Source organism: Mesorhizobium sp. M1329, assembly GCF_040318035.1.
Lineage (GTDB): Bacteria > Pseudomonadota > Alphaproteobacteria > Rhizobiales > Rhizobiaceae > Mesorhizobium.
Genome location: NZ_JAMYLN010000004.1, coordinates 88,968 through 104,726 on the forward strand (window position 1 = coordinate 88,968; position 15,759 = coordinate 104,726).

Genomic DNA, 15,759 nt, shown 5'->3' on the forward strand with positions numbered 1-15,759 from the left:
TGCGACCAGTCCCGTCACGGCCAGTGTTGTCGCCAGCCATCTCGGATTGCGCGTGATGGGGCTGGAAATGGGCCTTATCTCGGCCGGCTCTTGCCGTTGGGGCCGGTCTCATCGTGCTTCAGGATCAGCCCAACAGATAGCTGCCGAAATCTAGGAACCGCGCCTTCGCGAATGTGCTGCCAAATCTGGCATGCGGCAAAGCTCTGTAGCGCTACTGCCAAAGCCGCCTCATGCGAACGGAGACGTCCTCCAGGACTGGCATGGAGGCCAGCACGAGGAGAATGGCCGCGAGAAACAATGTCGCCGCGAAGCCGACATGCTTGAAACCCACAGCGCCGATGACGCCGCCCAGAAAGAACAATGCCACAAGCGACGCCAGCAGCCTCAGCTTTCTTCGATCTGCCTTCACGAACAGTTCGTCCGAGTCACTCCCCGAGATGTTCCAATAAAGCAGCTTGCCGAGCTCGATGCCCATGTCAGTCACCAGGCCAGTGACATGCGTTGTCCGGATTCTGGCTTCCGACAGCTTGGTGATGATGGCGTTCTGCAAGCCCATGATGAAGCAAAGCAGCATCACCGTCATCGGCACAAACAGGGCTTCATGACGCGCAAGATGGCTGCCGAGCAGACCGAAGCAGATCAGCAGAACCGCCTCCAGGACAAGCGGGAACGCGTACTCGCCCTGCAGACCCTGCCGCCTTCCCCAGTTGACCAGCACCGCTGAGCAGGCGGCGCCTGCGACAAACGACAACAAGGCCCCCAATCCGGAAAGCGCCAGTTCGACATTGCCGAGTGCCAGGTGATCAGCCATCGACGAAACGATGCCTGACATGTGGGATGTATACTGTTGGACCGCCAGAAAGCCGCCAGCATTGGCGGCTCCTGCGATGAACGTCAGAAAGCGAGCGAGGTGCCGGTCGGCTCTTTCGCTACGCTCTTTTCCGGTCAGCCGGCGCAGATACAGGATCATGAGCGAACCTTGCCTTTCCATGCGGAAAAGCGGGACCGCAAGCTGACATGCCGGGAGAGGCTCATTGGGTGTTTCGGGAAGAAAGGGAAGACGAAGGACGGTGAATGCGTGGCGCCGAGGGCGTGCTTTGTATGATCTAGTCTGGCATGCCCAACAGCGTATCTGGATGCCGGAACCTGACGCCACGGCCGCCATCGTCGCTACGCATATGTTCGCTGAGAAGGTCGACACCGGCGCGGTTCAGCGCGTTGATCACTTTCATCAAACTATCGACAACGCCCCGCACATTGCCTTGGCTGGCTTCCATTCGATGGATCGTGGGCAGCGAGAGGCCTGCCATTTCCGCCGGGGTTTTCTGGTCGATGTTGAGAAGGGCGCGGGCGGTACGAAGCTGGGAAGCAGTGATCATCGAGGTGTCAGTGTCTGAATATGAGAAGTGATACTCGCGATAGTATCATTGACGTATCAGACATCAATACAAAGCGAAAAATAATGATCTGCCCTTCGCAGAGAGAACCTTGGCGATTATCGTGTCCGCATGACTCAACGCTACAGACCTTTCAGGATCCGACCGGCACCTGGACCGTCAAGGATGCTCGTACCGGGCGGCCCCCCGGGATGGGCAGCCGAACCATCGTTGGAATGAACCAGCACGATGCCGAGGAACTCGCCGATCTCCTCAACGGGCTGAATGCACAAAGGCAGGAAGCGAAATCATGAAGGAATTTGGTAGCGGGAGAGCGCTACCACCTTTCCCCCCACTCATCGAGCTGCCAGTTCCGACTTCGCTGCAGCGGCTAGCGAAACGAGCCCGTCCTGCCTACGAAATCTGGCGCAGGGGAGTGCCTTGCCCTCAAAAGGCAGAGGTCACAAGTTCGAATCTTGTCGGGTGCGCCAATCATTTCAACGAGTTAGCCTCAGACACACCAGCGATTGTGCGAAGGCTGCTCACCAATCGCTCGCAAGCTCTGGCGTAGTTGGGCGAAGATGGGGCTTTTGATTCTGGTAAAGGATAGCCAGCAGGAGACTGGCCGCAGTTGATTCAATCTGATCGTCTATGGCAGCTGTGCACCAGTCAGACAAACCTGTCGGACGACGAGAATACGCGCTCGGAAGGTGAGAGTTTGACCCGTCAAGACCTTCATTCTCGGCGTTGCGGATGGCAGCAACGCGCCTCATCCCGGTCCCTTGCCAGTGCCAAGAGCAGACGTCATCCGAAAACCATCCCCTGTCTGTACTAGGCCGCGTTATCTCCTTCACCAGCTCATGGATTCCGAAAGACCTGCATAACTTTGACCTCATCGCCTGGGTGCGTGGCTGTCCTGGAGATGATGACAGCATGGCGGCCGTTCGAAGCCAAGCCAAGCTGATGCGTTTCACTTCGAAGGCGGCAAGCGGATCAAGGCCGTTCAGGGACTCATCGAGGATCAGCAGGGATGGTGCACCGAGCAGTGCGGCGGCAATGGCGATCTTTGCCTGCGCAGCGATGGAACCAACGTCAAGCTCGGCGTTTGGGGCGGTATATCGTCTGCCCGCGAGGGGCGATAATCCGAAGCAAGCCGTGGGGGAGGGGCTGTGACCCTTGAGGCATCCAAAGGCAGTTAGACCGTCGAAACATCCTGAAATCTCTAAAAGCCTTCAGACGCCGCGAATTTTCCGTCCGCATCGACGACGTCTATGAAGTCCTCGATTCCGAGATCGCAGACACCTTTAACGAAATCGTCGATCTCAATGACCAAGTGACGCGTGAGTTCGATCACTTGAGCCGGGTTGTTGGTAAGGAGGGGCGGATAAACGAACGCGGCCGGGTCCGCAACGCCACCGGCAGTTGGGAATCCAGCGTCCGGTCGGTTAACGATCTGGTCGAGGACATGGTTCAGCCCACGGCTGAGGTTGCGCGTCATCGGCGCCGTCGCCAAGGGCGACCTCTCGCAAACCATGACGGTCGAATTTGATGGCCGACCCCTGCGCGGCGAATTCCTGCGCATCGGCAAATCGTCAACACCATGGTGGGCCAGTTGGCCTCTTTTGCTTCGGAAGTAACCTGTGCCGAGGTCCAATACGAACTACCGATCGGGCGAGTTGGAATGTTCATTCGTGTGATAGCCGCGGGACCATGAAATCCGCGATCGTTCGGCAGCTCTGCTTGGTGCAGAACCGCAACTCGACGGAGACATTCTCGTGAAAGCCTATCAGGCACCGCGGCTTGCAGCCTTGCCGACCATCTCTCTCTCCGGGAGTTACCGCCGCGATGGAGCGTGCGTTGACTTGAGGTCGAGGCGATCATGAGCCGAGCCCGCAAGATCGCACTCGCCATCGTTGCCCTTATGGTGGTTCCATCGGCAGCGATATGGAGTTGGCAATGGTTCACGATGGGCCGATTCGAGGAAGCGACCGACAACGCCTATCTCCGCGGAGACACTACCAATATCGCTCCCAAGCTGGCGGGCTATGTCGTCGAAGTCGATGTGGATGACAATGCCAGCGTTGCAAAGGGGGCTGTTCTCTTTCGCATCGACGACAGCGACTACAAGGCCAAAGTGATCCAGGCGAAGGCCAACGTCGCCGCCCGGCACGCGGATATCGCCAACATCGGGGCGACCCGAAAACTTCAGGACGCGTTGATTGCGCAGGCTGAGGCGCAGAAGCAATCCGCCGCGGCTGACCTGCAGTTCGCGCGCGCCAACCTGAATCGCTACGTGACGCTGCAGAAGAACGGGACAGCAAGCGATCAGAAGCTGCAGGATGCACAGGCTGGCCATGATAAGGCACAGGCATCCCTGGACGGCGCAGAAGCCAATCGATTGGCTCAAAAGCTGAAGCTCGACGTGCTGGATGCGCAATTGTCCGCCGCGCAGGCCGCCCTGTCGCAGGCGCAGGCAGCGCTCGAACTGGCTATGCTCGACCTGGACAATACAATCGTGAGAGCTCCGGTCGAGGGAATCGTCGGCAATCGCCAGATCCGTGTCGGCCGCTATGTCACTCCGGGAGCGGCAGCCTTGGACATCGTTCCTGTCAATGACGTCTGGGTCGTCGCCAACTTCAAGGAAACCCAGCTGAAGCAGGTGCAGATCGGTCAACCTGTCCGCGTCAGGGTCGACGGATATCCAGATCTGGAAATCGCTGGTGTTGTCGACAGCTTCGCACCCGGCAGCGGTGCTGCATTCAGCTTGCTGCCGCCGGACAACGCGACTGGAAACTTCATTCGCGTTGTCCAGCGCGTGCCTGTCAAGATCAGGATGACGCGCAACCCGTTGCCCGGCCGCCTGGTTCCGGGGCTCTCGGCTCGCGTTGCGATCGCCGTTAGTGCCAGGGATGCGGCTATTGCGCTGGAAACGCAGCCCGGCGGAACCGAGAACGGACGCTCGGTACAGTGACGCATCTCGCTGAAGGAGGAGCCGTGCAGCATCATCTTGGCGCACCATTGCGCGCCTCGCTCATGGCGACGGGCATCGTGCTGGCCGCCGTCATGGACGCGGTCGCGTCCACTGCACTGTCCATCGGCCGGATCGACATGCTTGGCGATACCTACGCAACGCCGGATGAACTTGCGATGGCCGACGTTGTTTTCATCGCTGCCAAACTGACGGTTTTCCTTGTCGCACCGCTTTTTATCAGGGCAGTCAGCCCGACCGCCTGTTTGCGTGCAGGGATCGTCGCCCTTCTGCTGGCATCCGCGGCAATGACGTTCTCGGTTAACCTCACTTGGATCGACATCTGCCGTGTTGTCCAGGGGCTGGCCGGCGGGACTATCCTTGTCGCAGGCCAGACCCTGCTGTTCTTCCGGTTCCCGCACAGAAACCAGCCGGTCGTTCAGGCAATTTTCGCTGTAGGCGCCGTGATGGCCCCGGCGACCGTCACGCCAGCCCTGGAGGGCTGGCTCGTAGACCATCTCACCTGGGAGTGGATATTCCTGAGCAACATTCTCCTCGGCATAGCCTCCCTTGTCCTTCTTGGGGCTGACGGCGACCGGACTTACCGGCGGGAAATCAAGCTTCCTGTCCTTGAGGTCTTATTGCTCGGCCTGGGTGCCGCGCTTTTGACCTACGTCCTGCTGCAAGGCAACAGGTTCAACTGGTTCGACGACACGGATATCACCGTGCTTGCCACAATCGGTGTCGTGGCCGTCGGCTTTCTGGCCATTTGGGAAATCGCTTTCCGTTCAGAAGGCTCACTGCTGACGGTTTCGCCACTCAATAGTCCCGACTTCCGCTTTGGCCTCCTCGTCAGCATCGTCGCGGGCTTTGCTCTTTCGGGCAGCGCCTATCTCATCCCGGCTTTTGCCCTCAACGTCCTCGATTTTACGGCCACGGGCGCAGGAGTGCTTCTGCTACCCAGTGGGGCCGCCCTCGCGCTGGGACTTCTGTTCGCTGGCTTCGTCATCGAAAAGGCTGGAATTCACCCAATTGCGCTTGTTCCGTTTGGTGTTTTGCTGTTCGCCGGAGCCATGTGGCTGCTGTCGGGTTCGACCAGCGCGAGCGGCTCACCGGACCTGAGCCTTCCATTGTTTCTGCGGGGATTCGGCTTGGGTCTCCTGTTCGTGGCGTTGACGCTGGTTACGCTTCGGGGACTTACAGCCGATGCGCTGCCGTTCGGCATCGGCCTGTTCGACTTCGGCAAACAGGTGGGCGGTATGACCGGCACAGCCCTTTTGCAAACGTACATTGATCATCAGAATGTCCACAACCGAACCATACTGGCTGCCCACCTCATGAATGGCGACGCGGCCGTGGACCAGCGCCTGCGGGCCACCGCGAACGTCCTGCTGACAAACGGTATGGACAGTGCCACTGCGACGAAGGCCGCGCTCCCGCTGCTGCAGCGCGCCCTCGAGAAGCAGGTCGCCACGATCTCGTTCGATGAGGCTTTCTTCGCGCTTGTCGTGCTGTTCGCGGTCGCTGCGCCCTGTCTCATTCTCACCAAGCAATTCCTCGGCCGCCGAGCCGCTCGGCCGAACCGAACAGGCTTCAGACCCCAGCGCCTCTAGGCCATATACAGTGGAACTTATGTTTGCCGGCAGGGCTCTGGATTTATAATGCGAGCGGTGTCGACCGGACGAGATAGGCTGGGGGATGCAGGGGCATTCCGGGTTCGCTGTGCAGCAGACAAAGCGGCACGCGACATGAACTGGCCGTATCGTCCAGTCTTCTCGCGATGCATGGATTTCCATGAGATGCGGCTGGGGCGCGGCGGGTTTATTATGGGCTGCGAGTTCGTCAGCCTAGATTCCAGCTGCTGAGAGCAAGTGCTATACGGAGAGCCGACAAGGCTTTTGTGTGTCCGTCAGGAGCAGCCGATGACGACAGCATCCATCTCGCCTAGCGAAACCGAGTCCGAAGCAACGCGCGCGCTGAAGCATGGGTTGGATCAACCCGGATTTGGATCGCAAGGAAGGGATCGACCTCGCGCGGCAAATGAACCAGGCCTGCCTCCCGGCAATATTGTCAGTGATCTTGAAACAAGCAATTCGTCTCGTCTCTGGGCGCATCGCCCTCGATCCTTGCATCTGGGACTTTTTATCGCGGTTTACGTCTTGGGCTGCGGATTCGCACAGTCGCTCGCGATCGTACCTGGAACGGGCATCTCCATTTGGCCTCCGAGCGGGCTTTTCATCGCCACGCTCCTCATTGCCTCCAGGTATAGCTGGCCGTGGTGGATGGTGGCAGCCTGTGTGGCTGAACTGACCAGCAACCTGTTGTGGTTCCACACTCCGCTGCCTGCCGCCTTCCTGATCTATGCCGGAAACGCTCTTGAAGCGGTCGCCGGGGCATGGCTCGTGAATCGGGCTTGCAAGCGCCCGCTTCGGCTGGAAACCTTGCAGGAAGTTCTCGCATTCGTCGTATTGGCCGCTGGAATCGCGCCAGTCGCAAGCGCTACGGTGGGAAGTGCAACGCTTGCGTGGTTCGGCATTCAGTCACAGAGCTTCGCCGCGGCCTGGCCTCTATGGTGGATCGGCGACGCAACCGGGGTCCTGATCGTGGCGCCGCTGGCGCTAGTCGTGTTCCAGAACTGGCGCGGCACGGCCCGGCTTTCGGCTGCGCGATGGATCGAAGCTGGCGTCCTGGGGCTGATCTTTCTCGGCGTTGCCGCCCTCTCCTTGAGCGGTTACCTGCCCTTCGCCTACATAATCATGCCGCCTCTTCTTTGGGCCGCGGTGCGCTTTGAGTTCAGGGGCGCCGCAGTCGCCTTGATCCTGCTTGCGCTGATCACGGCGGTATTCACAGTGTCCGGCGCCAGTCAATTTGCCGGCGATCCCGGTTCCCAAAAGAACAACCAGATCATGCTGCAGCTTTTTCTGGTCATTTCGGCGTTCTCGGCTCTGATCGTGGCCGCCATTTCGCGGCAGCACCAGCAGGCGGTGCTCACATTGCACGAAAGCGTCGAGGCATTGAGGCGGAGCGAACGGCAACTCCAGCAGATGATTGACGCCGTGCCGGTCCGCATCTGGAGCGCCGTGCCGACGGGCGGGCCGGCCTACTTCAATAAGCGGTACCAGGACCATTTCCGTTCCGTCATCGCGAACTTCGAAGATCTGGGCGAGCCGCGCATCGATGAATTACTGCAGAAGCTGATCCATCCCGAAGATGCTCCCAGGGTGCAGTGCACGCTATCGAATAGCTTCGAGACCGGCGAGGGCTCCACCATGCGGTTTCGCTGGCTTGAAAAGGATGGCTCTTATCGCTGGGCGGAGTGCAGGGTGGAGCCCCGACGTGATGAAAACGGCGCCGTTGTGCAATGGTACGGCGTTTCTCTCGATGTCGATGATGAGGTACGAGCGCAGGAGGCATTGCGCGAAAGTGAGCGACGCCTTCAGCAACTCATCGACACGGTGCCCGCCTTGATCTGGAGTACGACACGGGAAGGAACGCCATCCTATGTCAACAAGCGGTTCACGGACGTCACCGGGGCCACTCTTAGCGACATCATCGCCCCGGACGGCTCGCCGTCCCTAAGTGTGATCCATCCAGACGACATCGATACGGCACGGCAAGCGATCCGCCATTCATTCGCAACGGGCGTGCCTTACGTGCAGAGATATCGCCAACGGCGCGCCAACGGCAACTATCGCTGGACCGAGACGCGCGCGGAGGCGCTCCGCGACGAAGATGGCCATATTCTGCAATGGTACGGTGTGAGCGTCGACATCCACGATCTGGTGACCACCCAGGCTGCGTTGCACAACCGAGAGCAGGCGCTCTCGCAACTCGTCAACATGGTTCCGAGCTACCTCTGGCGGCTGTCTTCGAACGGCGAGCCGACCTTCTTCAACAAGCGCCTGATCGATTTTCTCGGCCTCGGCATAACGGACGCGGACATGCCGGACACGAACCGGCTGGCGGCCTTCATAGCCACCGTCGTTCATCCCGACGATGCACCCAGCCTGCGGGAAGCACTCAACAGTTGCTTCGCCACTGGCGAGCGCTTTTTCATGAAGTATCGCCTGCGTCGTGCCGATGGCGTTTACCGCTGGATGGAGGGCCAGGCCGAGCCGCTGAGAGATGAGAGCGGACGCATTGTCCAGTGGTACGGCCTTACGCACGACATCGACGATCAGCTACGGGTCGAGGAAGCGCTGCGCGAGAGAGAGCGCGCGCTTTGGCAACTCGTAGAAACGCTGCCGGCAATGATCGATTGTGCCGCGCCGGATGGCGAGCCGATGTACCGCAGCCAGCAGCTCCGCGAATTTCTCGGCTACAATCTCGAAGAACTGGACGAAGCGGGAAAATCGCGGCTGGCCGGCACACTCGAAGCGGGTGTTCATCCCGACGACTTGGCAGGTGTCAAGGAGAGATATGCCCATTCCTTGACCACAGGCGAGCCTTACGCGCGAAGGCACCGTCTACGGCGCTTCGATGGCGAATATCGCTGGGTCGAAACGCGAGCTGCACCGATGCGCAACACTGAAGGGGCCATCGTGCAGTGGAACGTTATCTGCCTGGACATAGAAAACGAGGTGCGTGCACAAGAGCAGCTTCGGCTGGCGCAAGATAGACTTGCACGTGCGAGCCAAGCGGCGAGCCTTGCTGAACTCTCCGCATCCATAGCTCATGAGGTGAACCAGCCGCTGGCCGCGATCGTCGCCAACTCCAATGCATGTCACCGTTGGCTGTCCGCCGAGCCCCCCAATCTCGACCGCGCAAAGATCACAGCCGAGCGCATTATCCGGGACGCCAACTCGGCGGCAGATGTCGTTGGCCGCATCCGCGCCTTGTTCAGGCCGTCCCTTGAAATGAGAACCAGCACGCCGGTCCCCAGTGTCATTGTCGAAGCCCGTGACCTCATGGCCGAGGAAGCCATACGGTGTCGTGTTCGCATGGATATTGACGTCGAACGCAACCTTCCGCTGGTCGCGTTCGATCGCGTCCAGATCCAGCAGGTGCTGGTCAATCTTATTCGCAACGGCATCGAGGCGATGCACGCCATTGCCGGTGACAAGGTTCTTGGGATGCGTGTGCGCCAGTCAGGGGACACAATCCAGATTGAAGTCAGCGACTCCGGCCCGGGACTCGAACATCCCGATAAGATATTCGACCCGTTCTTCACGACAAAAGGACAAGGAATGGGCATGGGACTCGCGATCTCCCGTTCGATCATCGAGTCTCATGGCGGACGCTTATGGGCGGAGAACCGCGTTCCGCATGGGGCGAGGTTCGTCTTCACGCTTCCGGTTGAGGTGCAGGCTGCACCATGATCGGGCGACCGCAATAGCTTTTGGTCATACGCGGAACGCATCCGAGACGAGGGCACTGATTGCAGACGCCGCTTCGCTCTCCAGGCATCTCGGTATGAAGCGATTGTTTCGCACGGCAGCGCTTGGTTTTCATTCCGGTTCTCCAAAACGGGTGTGTCGGCCAGTCCGATGGAAATCCATGCATGGATTTCCATGAGATGCGAATGGCGTGTAGCGGGACTAGGATAGCGCCATGAGCATCCGCCCAAATCCAGCCACTGATAGAAGGTGCTATGCAGAGCACCGACAATCTCGAGCCTTTGTCGGTCCATCGGGAGCAACCGATGGCGGTGCTTCTCAAACACCCGTTCGCCCTTTCGATCTCGGCATTCTCGCGTCCGTCGATGCGAAAGTCGCGTCATGACTACGGACGAGCAAATTGTCTTCATCGTGGATGACGATCAACGCATCCGCGAGGCGCTCAGCGAACTGCTGGTTTCGCACGGCATGAGCGCCATAGGCTTCGGGTCGGCTGGTGAGTATATCAATGCAGACAAGCCGGATTTGCCTGCCTGTCTCATCCTCGATGTCGAGTTGCCAGATATCAACGGCCTCGATCTGCAGAGACAGATCGCGGTGGGCGGTCATCCGCCGATCGTTTTCATAACAGGACATGGCGATATCCCATCCTCGGTGCGTGCGATCAAGCACGGCGCCGTGGATTTCCTGACCAAGCCTTTCAGCGATGCGGACCTCATGACCGCAATCCATGCCGCGATTGCCCAGGATCGGGAACAGAGATCGCAGCGCGCCGGACTTGGCGTGTTGAAGCAACGTTACCTCGAGTTGACGCCGCGCGAGCGCGAGGTGCTGCCGCTGGTGGTGAGTGGTCTGCTCAACAAGCAGGCCGCCGCTGAACTGGGAATCAGCGAAGTTACGCTGGAAATTCACAGAAGGAATGTGATGCAGAAAATGGGCGCCGCGTCGCTTGCCGACCTCGTCCGCATGGCGGAGCGATTGGAAATACCGATCACGCACTCGCGCCGATCGGGAGGGGGCTGAACGTGAGCAAGCGAAGGCCCGTCGTGGCGGTGGTTGACGACGATCCGAGGCTGCTTGAATCGCTGGAGGATCTTCTGGAGTCCGCCGGCTATATAGCCCGCAGCTTCTCGTCGGCGGGATCGCTGGTCGTCAGTGGGTTGTCGGACGTGGACGTGCTCATCACCGACATCGGGATGCCCGGCATGGACGGCTTTGAGCTTCGTGACCTGGTCAAGAGGGCGCGTCCAAACCTTCCGGTATTCCTGATTACCGGCCGGCACGAGCTAGCGGATCAGTACCGCGCCAAAGGTATCAGCGGGTTTTTCCGCAAGCCCTTCGATGGCCAGGCCCTGCTTGTGGCGGTGGGTGACGCTTTACGCAACCAAGAAACCGAGGGATGATCATGACAGTTGACCAGCCGCTCCAGCGGAGATCGCTATCGTCGGCGCCGCAGCGCAGGAGTGAAGCGAAGCAGCCGCTCGTCATTATTGTCGACGACGATGCGTCTGTCCGGGAGGCGCTATCGGAATTGATCCTGTCGGCGGGTTTCGAGCCAATTTGCTTTGCCTCGACCCGCGAGTTGATCGACGCCGACATTTTGGACAGCCCCGGCTGCTTGATCCTCGACGTACGCATGCCAGGATCGAGCGGCCTCGATCTGCAGCAGCATCTTGCGAAAAACGGCAACCCCAAACCCATCATCTTCCTGACTGGACATGGCGACATCCCGATGACTGTCCAGGCGATGAAGGCCGGCGCCGTGGACTTTCTCACCAAGCCGGTGCGGGACCAGACGCTGCTTGACGCCGTCATCGCGGGTATTGCGATGGATGCCAAGCGGCGGGCGGATGCCGTGATCGTCAAGCGCAACATCGAGCGCGTTGAAACGCTGACGCCACGCGAGCGTGAGGTTCTGCATGAAGTGGCGCGCGGACGCCTCAACAAGCAGATCGCCTTTGACCTCGGCATTAGCGAAGTGACGGTCAAGCTCCATCGCGGCAATGTCATGCGCAAGATGGAAGCCGCTTCCATCGGCGAGCTGATCCGGGCATGGGAGACACTGCCCGCGCCGATGCGACAGGCCCACGCGACATAGATCTCTGCCCCAACCTTCCTGCAAGTATGATGCAGGGACAGCCGATTGATCGCGGATTTGCGCGAGTCCACTCCACCTACATTTATCCAGCGATGACGCTTTGGCGACTGCTGCGTCAAATCGGTGCCGCACAGGATTGGGGGCAGCGTAGACCAAGTACTCCGCCGAGCCTTTTCTCAGCGTATCGCTCCTACACCTTGGCATCGCACGACAGACCCTTCCGTAGAATAGGTTTGCAGGCCGGATAAGCGCATCCTCTTCCTCGCAAGCCATCACGATCGTCGAGTGTCGCCCGCTCCTTCGCTCACCCCTCCCCGAAAGCGACCATGCAGGTCGGATCGATGATCGTGATGGTGAGCCAGTTGTTGAAGGCCAAGCATCAGGGATGGACACGATGAGCAGGGATGGACTTTTCACGATTGGCGCATCCCGCCGTGACGTCTTGGTGGGCGGATTGATCCTCGCCACTACGGCCGGACTGCCGGTCGCTTCGCAATCTACCGCGGGCCGAAAGCCAAACGCCGCCATCCACCAAAAAGGCAAAGGAACCAGGACTATGAGCACAATCACGACCAAGGACGGCACCGAAATCTACTACAAGGACTGGGGCAGGGGGCCGGTTGTAACCTTCTCGCATGGCTGGCCGCTGAATTCCGACGCCTGGGACGGGCAGATGCTCTTTCTTGCCCATAACGGCTTTCGTGTGGTTGCACATGACCGGCGTGGCCACGGCCGCTCCAGCCAAGCTACGTCCGGCAACGACATGAACGGCTATGCGGACGATCTCGCAGCGGTGATCGACGCGCTTGATCTGCGGGACGTTACGCTGGTCGGACATTCCACCGGAGGAGGCGAGGTTGCTCGCTATATCGGACGGCACGGGACGAAGCGGGTGTCCAAGGCTGTGCTGATCGCTGCCGTCCCGCCAATCATGGTGAAGACGCGAGCCAATCCGGAGGGCCTGCCGATCGAGGTGTTCGACGGTATACGGGCCGGCCTCCTCAAGGATCGCTCGCAGCACTACCTGGACCTCGCACCACTGTTCTATGGTGCAAACAGGCCAGGCGCCAAGGTCTCCCAGGGGATTCTGAATCAGTTCTGGCTCTGGAGCATGCAGGTCGGTCTCGTGAATGCATATGAATGCGTCAAAGCGTTCTCCGAAACCGATTTCACCGAGGACCTCGGGAAGTTCGATATACCGACGCTGATCCTGCATGGCGAGGACGACCAGATTGTCCCGGTCAAGGATTCGTCAGTCAAGTCGGCGCGGCTGATCAGGGGTGCAAAGGAAATATATTACCCCGGTGCGCCCCACGGGATCACGGCCACGCACCAGGATCAGGTCAATGCCGACCTGCTCGCCTTTATCAAAGGATAGCTTCCCGCAATCATGACTACGCGTGTTGCGTTCAGCTGCGGCCATTCGAGTTCTGGAGACCTCTGGCCGCAGCTTCTGCACGCCGCGGAAGCGTTCGCCGCCTTCAGCAGGGCCGGCGCCAATCGTTCGGAGGCAAGAAACGACATGGGCACACTGTCAGGTAAGATCGCTGTGGTCACCGGCGGAAACAGTGGGATCGGACTATCGGCTGCAAAAATCTTTGCTGCGGAGGGAGCGCAAGTGGTCATCACCGGCCGCCGGCAGCAGGCGGTCGAGGAAGCGGTCGCACAGATCGGGGCAGGCGCGCTGGGCATTCAAGGAGATGTGGCCGATGTGGCGCACCATGATGACGTCGCGCAGCAGATCCGGCAGAGGTTCGGGGCGCTCGACATCTATATGGCGAACGCCGGCTTAAACACCATCACACACTCGGCCGACGTCTCCGAGGCAGAATATGACGCGCAGTTTGCCGTTAATACGCGCGGCGTCTTCTTCGGTGTCCAGAAGCTGATCCCGATCATGCGGAACGGCGGCGCAATCATCCTCACAGGGTCGCTGGCCAGCGAGAAAGCCCTGGACGGGCATGCTGTCTATGCTGGCTCGAAGGCAGCGATCAATGCGTTCGCGCGCAGCTGGGCGATCGAGCTGAAGTCCCGCGACATCCGGGTCAACGTGCTCAGCCCAGGACCGGTGGATACGGCTATTCTCGATAAGCTAGGCTTACCGTTTGAACAGCGGGGGCCGTTCGAAAAGGCGATGGCGGAAGCAATACCCCTAGGTCGTATGGGACAGCCGGAGGAGCTGGCAAAGGCCGCCCTGTTCCTTGCCTCGGACGCGAGCAGCTTTGTCACGGGTATCAACCTGCGGGTTGACGGGGGAATGGCGTTGCTCTGAGTCGCGCTTGCTCCGTTGTCCGCCGTCGCCACGCCCTTATTCCACCCACCGGGGAGCGAATCCGAACGCTAGGATCGGCGGTGACGTCGACCGCGTCGCGCGGTGGGAGCCGGATCGAAGGCGAGAACGTTCGTCGCGGTGGTACAAATTAAGCCGATACAAGCCGTCACGGACGCTTACTGAGGGATCGGCTGGCAGAAGTCGGTTCACCTCTCAAGGAAGTAACTCAGATACCACGAAGGGCCGAGGTCGCGCCCCGGCCCCTTAAATTTTGTGTCGGTCAGGATCAGTGACCCCAGATGCCTTGGCCATATTCGTCGTTGAAAACAGGCTTGCGTACGGTTTTGGGCACGCCGGCATCGTTGTTCATTTTTCTGGTCGAGGAGGTATACGTGTTGTCAGATGCAGTTGCAGGCTTCTTGCCCTCGTTTGATCCATAGTGGTCGCTTCCGGCAATTGCGCTTCCTGCTGTAAAAACAAGAGCGGCGGCAGCAAGAGCTGTCATTTTCATTTTATTAACTCCATTGTTAGCTTGGTGGTCTTCACCCATCCAAATATAAAGTCTCGCTCCCACGAGACGATTAGACGATCCGGCTGTGTGACCCATACGTTGGCATTGGGCGATGCAAGCCAATAGCAGCGAACAATGTCGTTGACGGGAGGCAGCCTTGCCTCTGCGCTGAACATTCGTCGTGGCGGAGTGGTGTTTGGAAGCAGCCGCTTCATCGATCATTGTTAGCCGCCGCCCGGCACTCTGCAGCGTGCCACCGGTCACCTGGTCTCAGCGATGACCTACCCTGGACTTTGGCATCATATGACTGACCATTCCGCACAATAGGTCGACGCGCGGGGTCGGCGCATTCTTCTGCGCATAGGTCATGAAGGGCCGCAAAGGAGAAAGCAAATGCCGAACATTACTAGGATCCTGGCGCTCGCAGCGGCAGTTGCCGTATCGAGCACCGCGATGGCGCAGCCGGTCGGCCCAAAGGCCAAGCCGACCGTCGTGCTGGTGCACGGCGCCTTCGCCGAGTCGTCGAGCTGGGATGCAGTCATCACGAGGCTCAAACGCGACGGTTATGTAGCGATAGCAGCAGCCAATCCGCTTCGCAGCGTCGCCAGTGATGCGGCGGCGGTTTCGGCCATCGTCCGGACGGTTTCCGGGCCGGTCGTTCTGGTGGGTCATTCGTATGGCGGACCCGTCATCACCGAGGCCGCCAATGGCAATGCCAATGTGAAGGCCCTGGTCTATGTGGCAGGATTTGCACCGGAGACCGGTGAATCGAGCCTGACGCTTTCTGGCATGTTCCCCGGCAGCACTTTGGGCAGTGCGATTGTTCCGGTCGCATTGCCTGCCGGCGGCCAGGACCTCTTCATCCAGGCCGACAAGTTCCGCGCCCAGTTCGCCGCCGACGTCCCGGAAGAGCAGGCGTCCCTGATGGCAGCCACTCAACGTCCCGTCGCGCAGGCAGCTCTGGCCGAACCCTCGGGCGTTGCCTCATGGAAGACGCTGCCGTCTTACATGATCTACGGCACGGACGACCGAAATATCCCCGCAGCCGTCATGAGCTTCATGGCCAAGCGCGCGCATGCCGTAAAAACCGTCGTCGTCGAGGGTGCCTCCCACGCCTTGATGGTCTCGCACCCAGACGAGGTCACGTCCCTTATCGAGGATGCTGCTGCATCGGCCAGTCAGTAGCTGGTCAAAAACA

The 15,759-nt window shown here is 59.8% G+C and carries 11 protein-coding genes, 1 tRNA gene and 2 pseudogenes; 11 read left to right on the top strand and 3 right to left on the bottom strand.

Annotation, left to right across the window (positions count from 1 at the left end; genetic code table 11):
* Nucleotides 1-223: 223 nt before the first annotated feature.
* Both NKH21_RS05340 and NKH21_RS05345 read right to left on the bottom strand, forming a co-directional pair.
* Nucleotides 224-991, bottom strand: a pseudogene (locus tag NKH21_RS05340) (YoaK family protein); the annotation flags it as partial.
* Between the two features lie 115 nt (nt 992-1,106).
* A complete protein-coding gene (locus NKH21_RS05345; RefSeq protein WP_352863373.1) occupies nt 1,107-1,379 on the bottom strand; it encodes a helix-turn-helix domain-containing protein in 273 nt (90 codons plus the stop codon).
* A 422-nt stretch (nt 1,380-1,801) separates the two neighbouring features.
* On the opposite strand from NKH21_RS05345, the gene NKH21_RS05350 reads away from it, so the two are divergent.
* The 10 genes and pseudogenes from NKH21_RS05350 to NKH21_RS05395 all read left to right on the top strand — a co-directional run bounded on the left by NKH21_RS05350 (nt 1,802) and on the right by NKH21_RS05395 (nt 14,050).
* Nucleotides 1,802-1,867: transfer RNA gene (locus NKH21_RS05350), tRNA-Leu, on the top strand.
* A 692-nt stretch (nt 1,868-2,559) separates the two neighbouring features.
* Nucleotides 2,560-3,015, top strand: a pseudogene (locus NKH21_RS05355) (HAMP domain-containing protein); the annotation flags it as partial.
* A gap of 240 nt (nt 3,016-3,255) precedes the next feature.
* On the top strand, nt 3,256-4,347 hold the full coding sequence (locus NKH21_RS05360) for an HlyD family secretion protein (RefSeq protein ID WP_352863375.1): 1,092 nt from the start codon (nt 3,256-3,258) through the stop codon (nt 4,345-4,347).
* Between the two features lie 23 nt (nt 4,348-4,370).
* Entirely contained in the window at nt 4,371-5,957 is a 1,587-nt protein-coding gene (locus NKH21_RS05365; protein ID WP_352863377.1) for an MFS transporter, read from the top strand.
* Between the two features lie 309 nt (nt 5,958-6,266).
* On the top strand, nt 6,267-9,662 hold the full coding sequence (locus NKH21_RS05370; RefSeq protein ID WP_352863379.1) for a PAS domain-containing protein: 3,396 nt from the start codon (nt 6,267-6,269) through the stop codon (nt 9,660-9,662).
* A gap of 399 nt (nt 9,663-10,061) precedes the next feature.
* Nucleotides 10,062-10,703, top strand: a complete 642-nt coding sequence (locus NKH21_RS05375) for a response regulator transcription factor (protein ID WP_352863381.1) — start codon at nt 10,062-10,064, stop codon at nt 10,701-10,703.
* 2 nt (nt 10,704-10,705) lie between these two features.
* Complete coding sequence (locus NKH21_RS05380) at nt 10,706-11,083, top strand: response regulator (protein ID WP_027026534.1); 378 nt, start codon at nt 10,706-10,708, stop codon at nt 11,081-11,083.
* Between the two features lie 2 nt (nt 11,084-11,085).
* Nucleotides 11,086-11,778: a response regulator transcription factor gene (locus NKH21_RS05385; RefSeq protein WP_352863383.1), complete on the top strand. Its 693-nt coding sequence runs from the start codon at nt 11,086-11,088 to the stop codon at nt 11,776-11,778.
* A 385-nt stretch (nt 11,779-12,163) separates the two neighbouring features.
* Nucleotides 12,164-13,156 (top strand): alpha/beta fold hydrolase, encoded by a 993-nt coding sequence (locus NKH21_RS05390; RefSeq protein ID WP_352863385.1) that lies wholly within the window; start codon nt 12,164-12,166, stop codon nt 13,154-13,156.
* A 144-nt stretch (nt 13,157-13,300) separates the two neighbouring features.
* Nucleotides 13,301-14,050 carry a glucose 1-dehydrogenase gene (locus NKH21_RS05395; protein ID WP_352863387.1) on the top strand — a complete coding sequence of 250 codons (750 nt, stop codon included), beginning with the start codon at nt 13,301-13,303 and terminating at the stop codon, nt 14,048-14,050.
* 286 nt (nt 14,051-14,336) lie between these two features.
* On the opposite strand, the gene NKH21_RS05400 is transcribed toward NKH21_RS05395, so the two are convergent.
* Entirely contained in the window at nt 14,337-14,783 is a 447-nt protein-coding gene (locus tag NKH21_RS05400; protein ID WP_352863389.1) for a DUF680 domain-containing protein, read from the bottom strand.
* A 171-nt stretch (nt 14,784-14,954) separates the two neighbouring features.
* Here NKH21_RS05400 and NKH21_RS05405 point away from each other — a divergent pair, with 171 nt between their 5' ends.
* A complete protein-coding gene (locus tag NKH21_RS05405; protein WP_352863391.1) occupies nt 14,955-15,746 on the top strand; it encodes an alpha/beta fold hydrolase in 792 nt (263 codons plus the stop codon).
* The last annotated feature ends 13 nt before the right edge of the window (nt 15,747-15,759 follow it).

What these genes read in the sequence shown, in the direction of transcription:
- NKH21_RS05345 (WP_352863373.1), bottom strand. Translation starts at nt 1,379, where the DNA reads ATGATCACTGCTTCCCAGCTTCGTACCGCCCGCGCCCTTCTCAACATC.
- NKH21_RS05360 (WP_352863375.1), top strand. Translation starts at nt 3,256, where the DNA reads ATGAGCCGAGCCCGCAAGATCGCACTCGCCATCGTTGCCCTTATGGTG.
- NKH21_RS05370 (WP_352863379.1), top strand. Translation starts at nt 6,267, where the DNA reads ATGACGACAGCATCCATCTCGCCTAGCGAAACCGAGTCCGAAGCAACG.
- NKH21_RS05375 (WP_352863381.1), top strand. Translation starts at nt 10,062, where the DNA reads ATGACTACGGACGAGCAAATTGTCTTCATCGTGGATGACGATCAACGC.
- NKH21_RS05385 (WP_352863383.1), top strand. Translation starts at nt 11,086, where the DNA reads ATGACAGTTGACCAGCCGCTCCAGCGGAGATCGCTATCGTCGGCGCCG.
- NKH21_RS05390 (WP_352863385.1), top strand. Translation starts at nt 12,164, where the DNA reads ATGGACACGATGAGCAGGGATGGACTTTTCACGATTGGCGCATCCCGC.
- NKH21_RS05395 (WP_352863387.1), top strand. Translation starts at nt 13,301, where the DNA reads ATGGGCACACTGTCAGGTAAGATCGCTGTGGTCACCGGCGGAAACAGT.
- NKH21_RS05400 (WP_352863389.1), bottom strand. Translation starts at nt 14,783, where the DNA reads ATGATCGATGAAGCGGCTGCTTCCAAACACCACTCCGCCACGACGAAT.
- NKH21_RS05405 (WP_352863391.1), top strand. Translation starts at nt 14,955, where the DNA reads ATGCCGAACATTACTAGGATCCTGGCGCTCGCAGCGGCAGTTGCCGTA.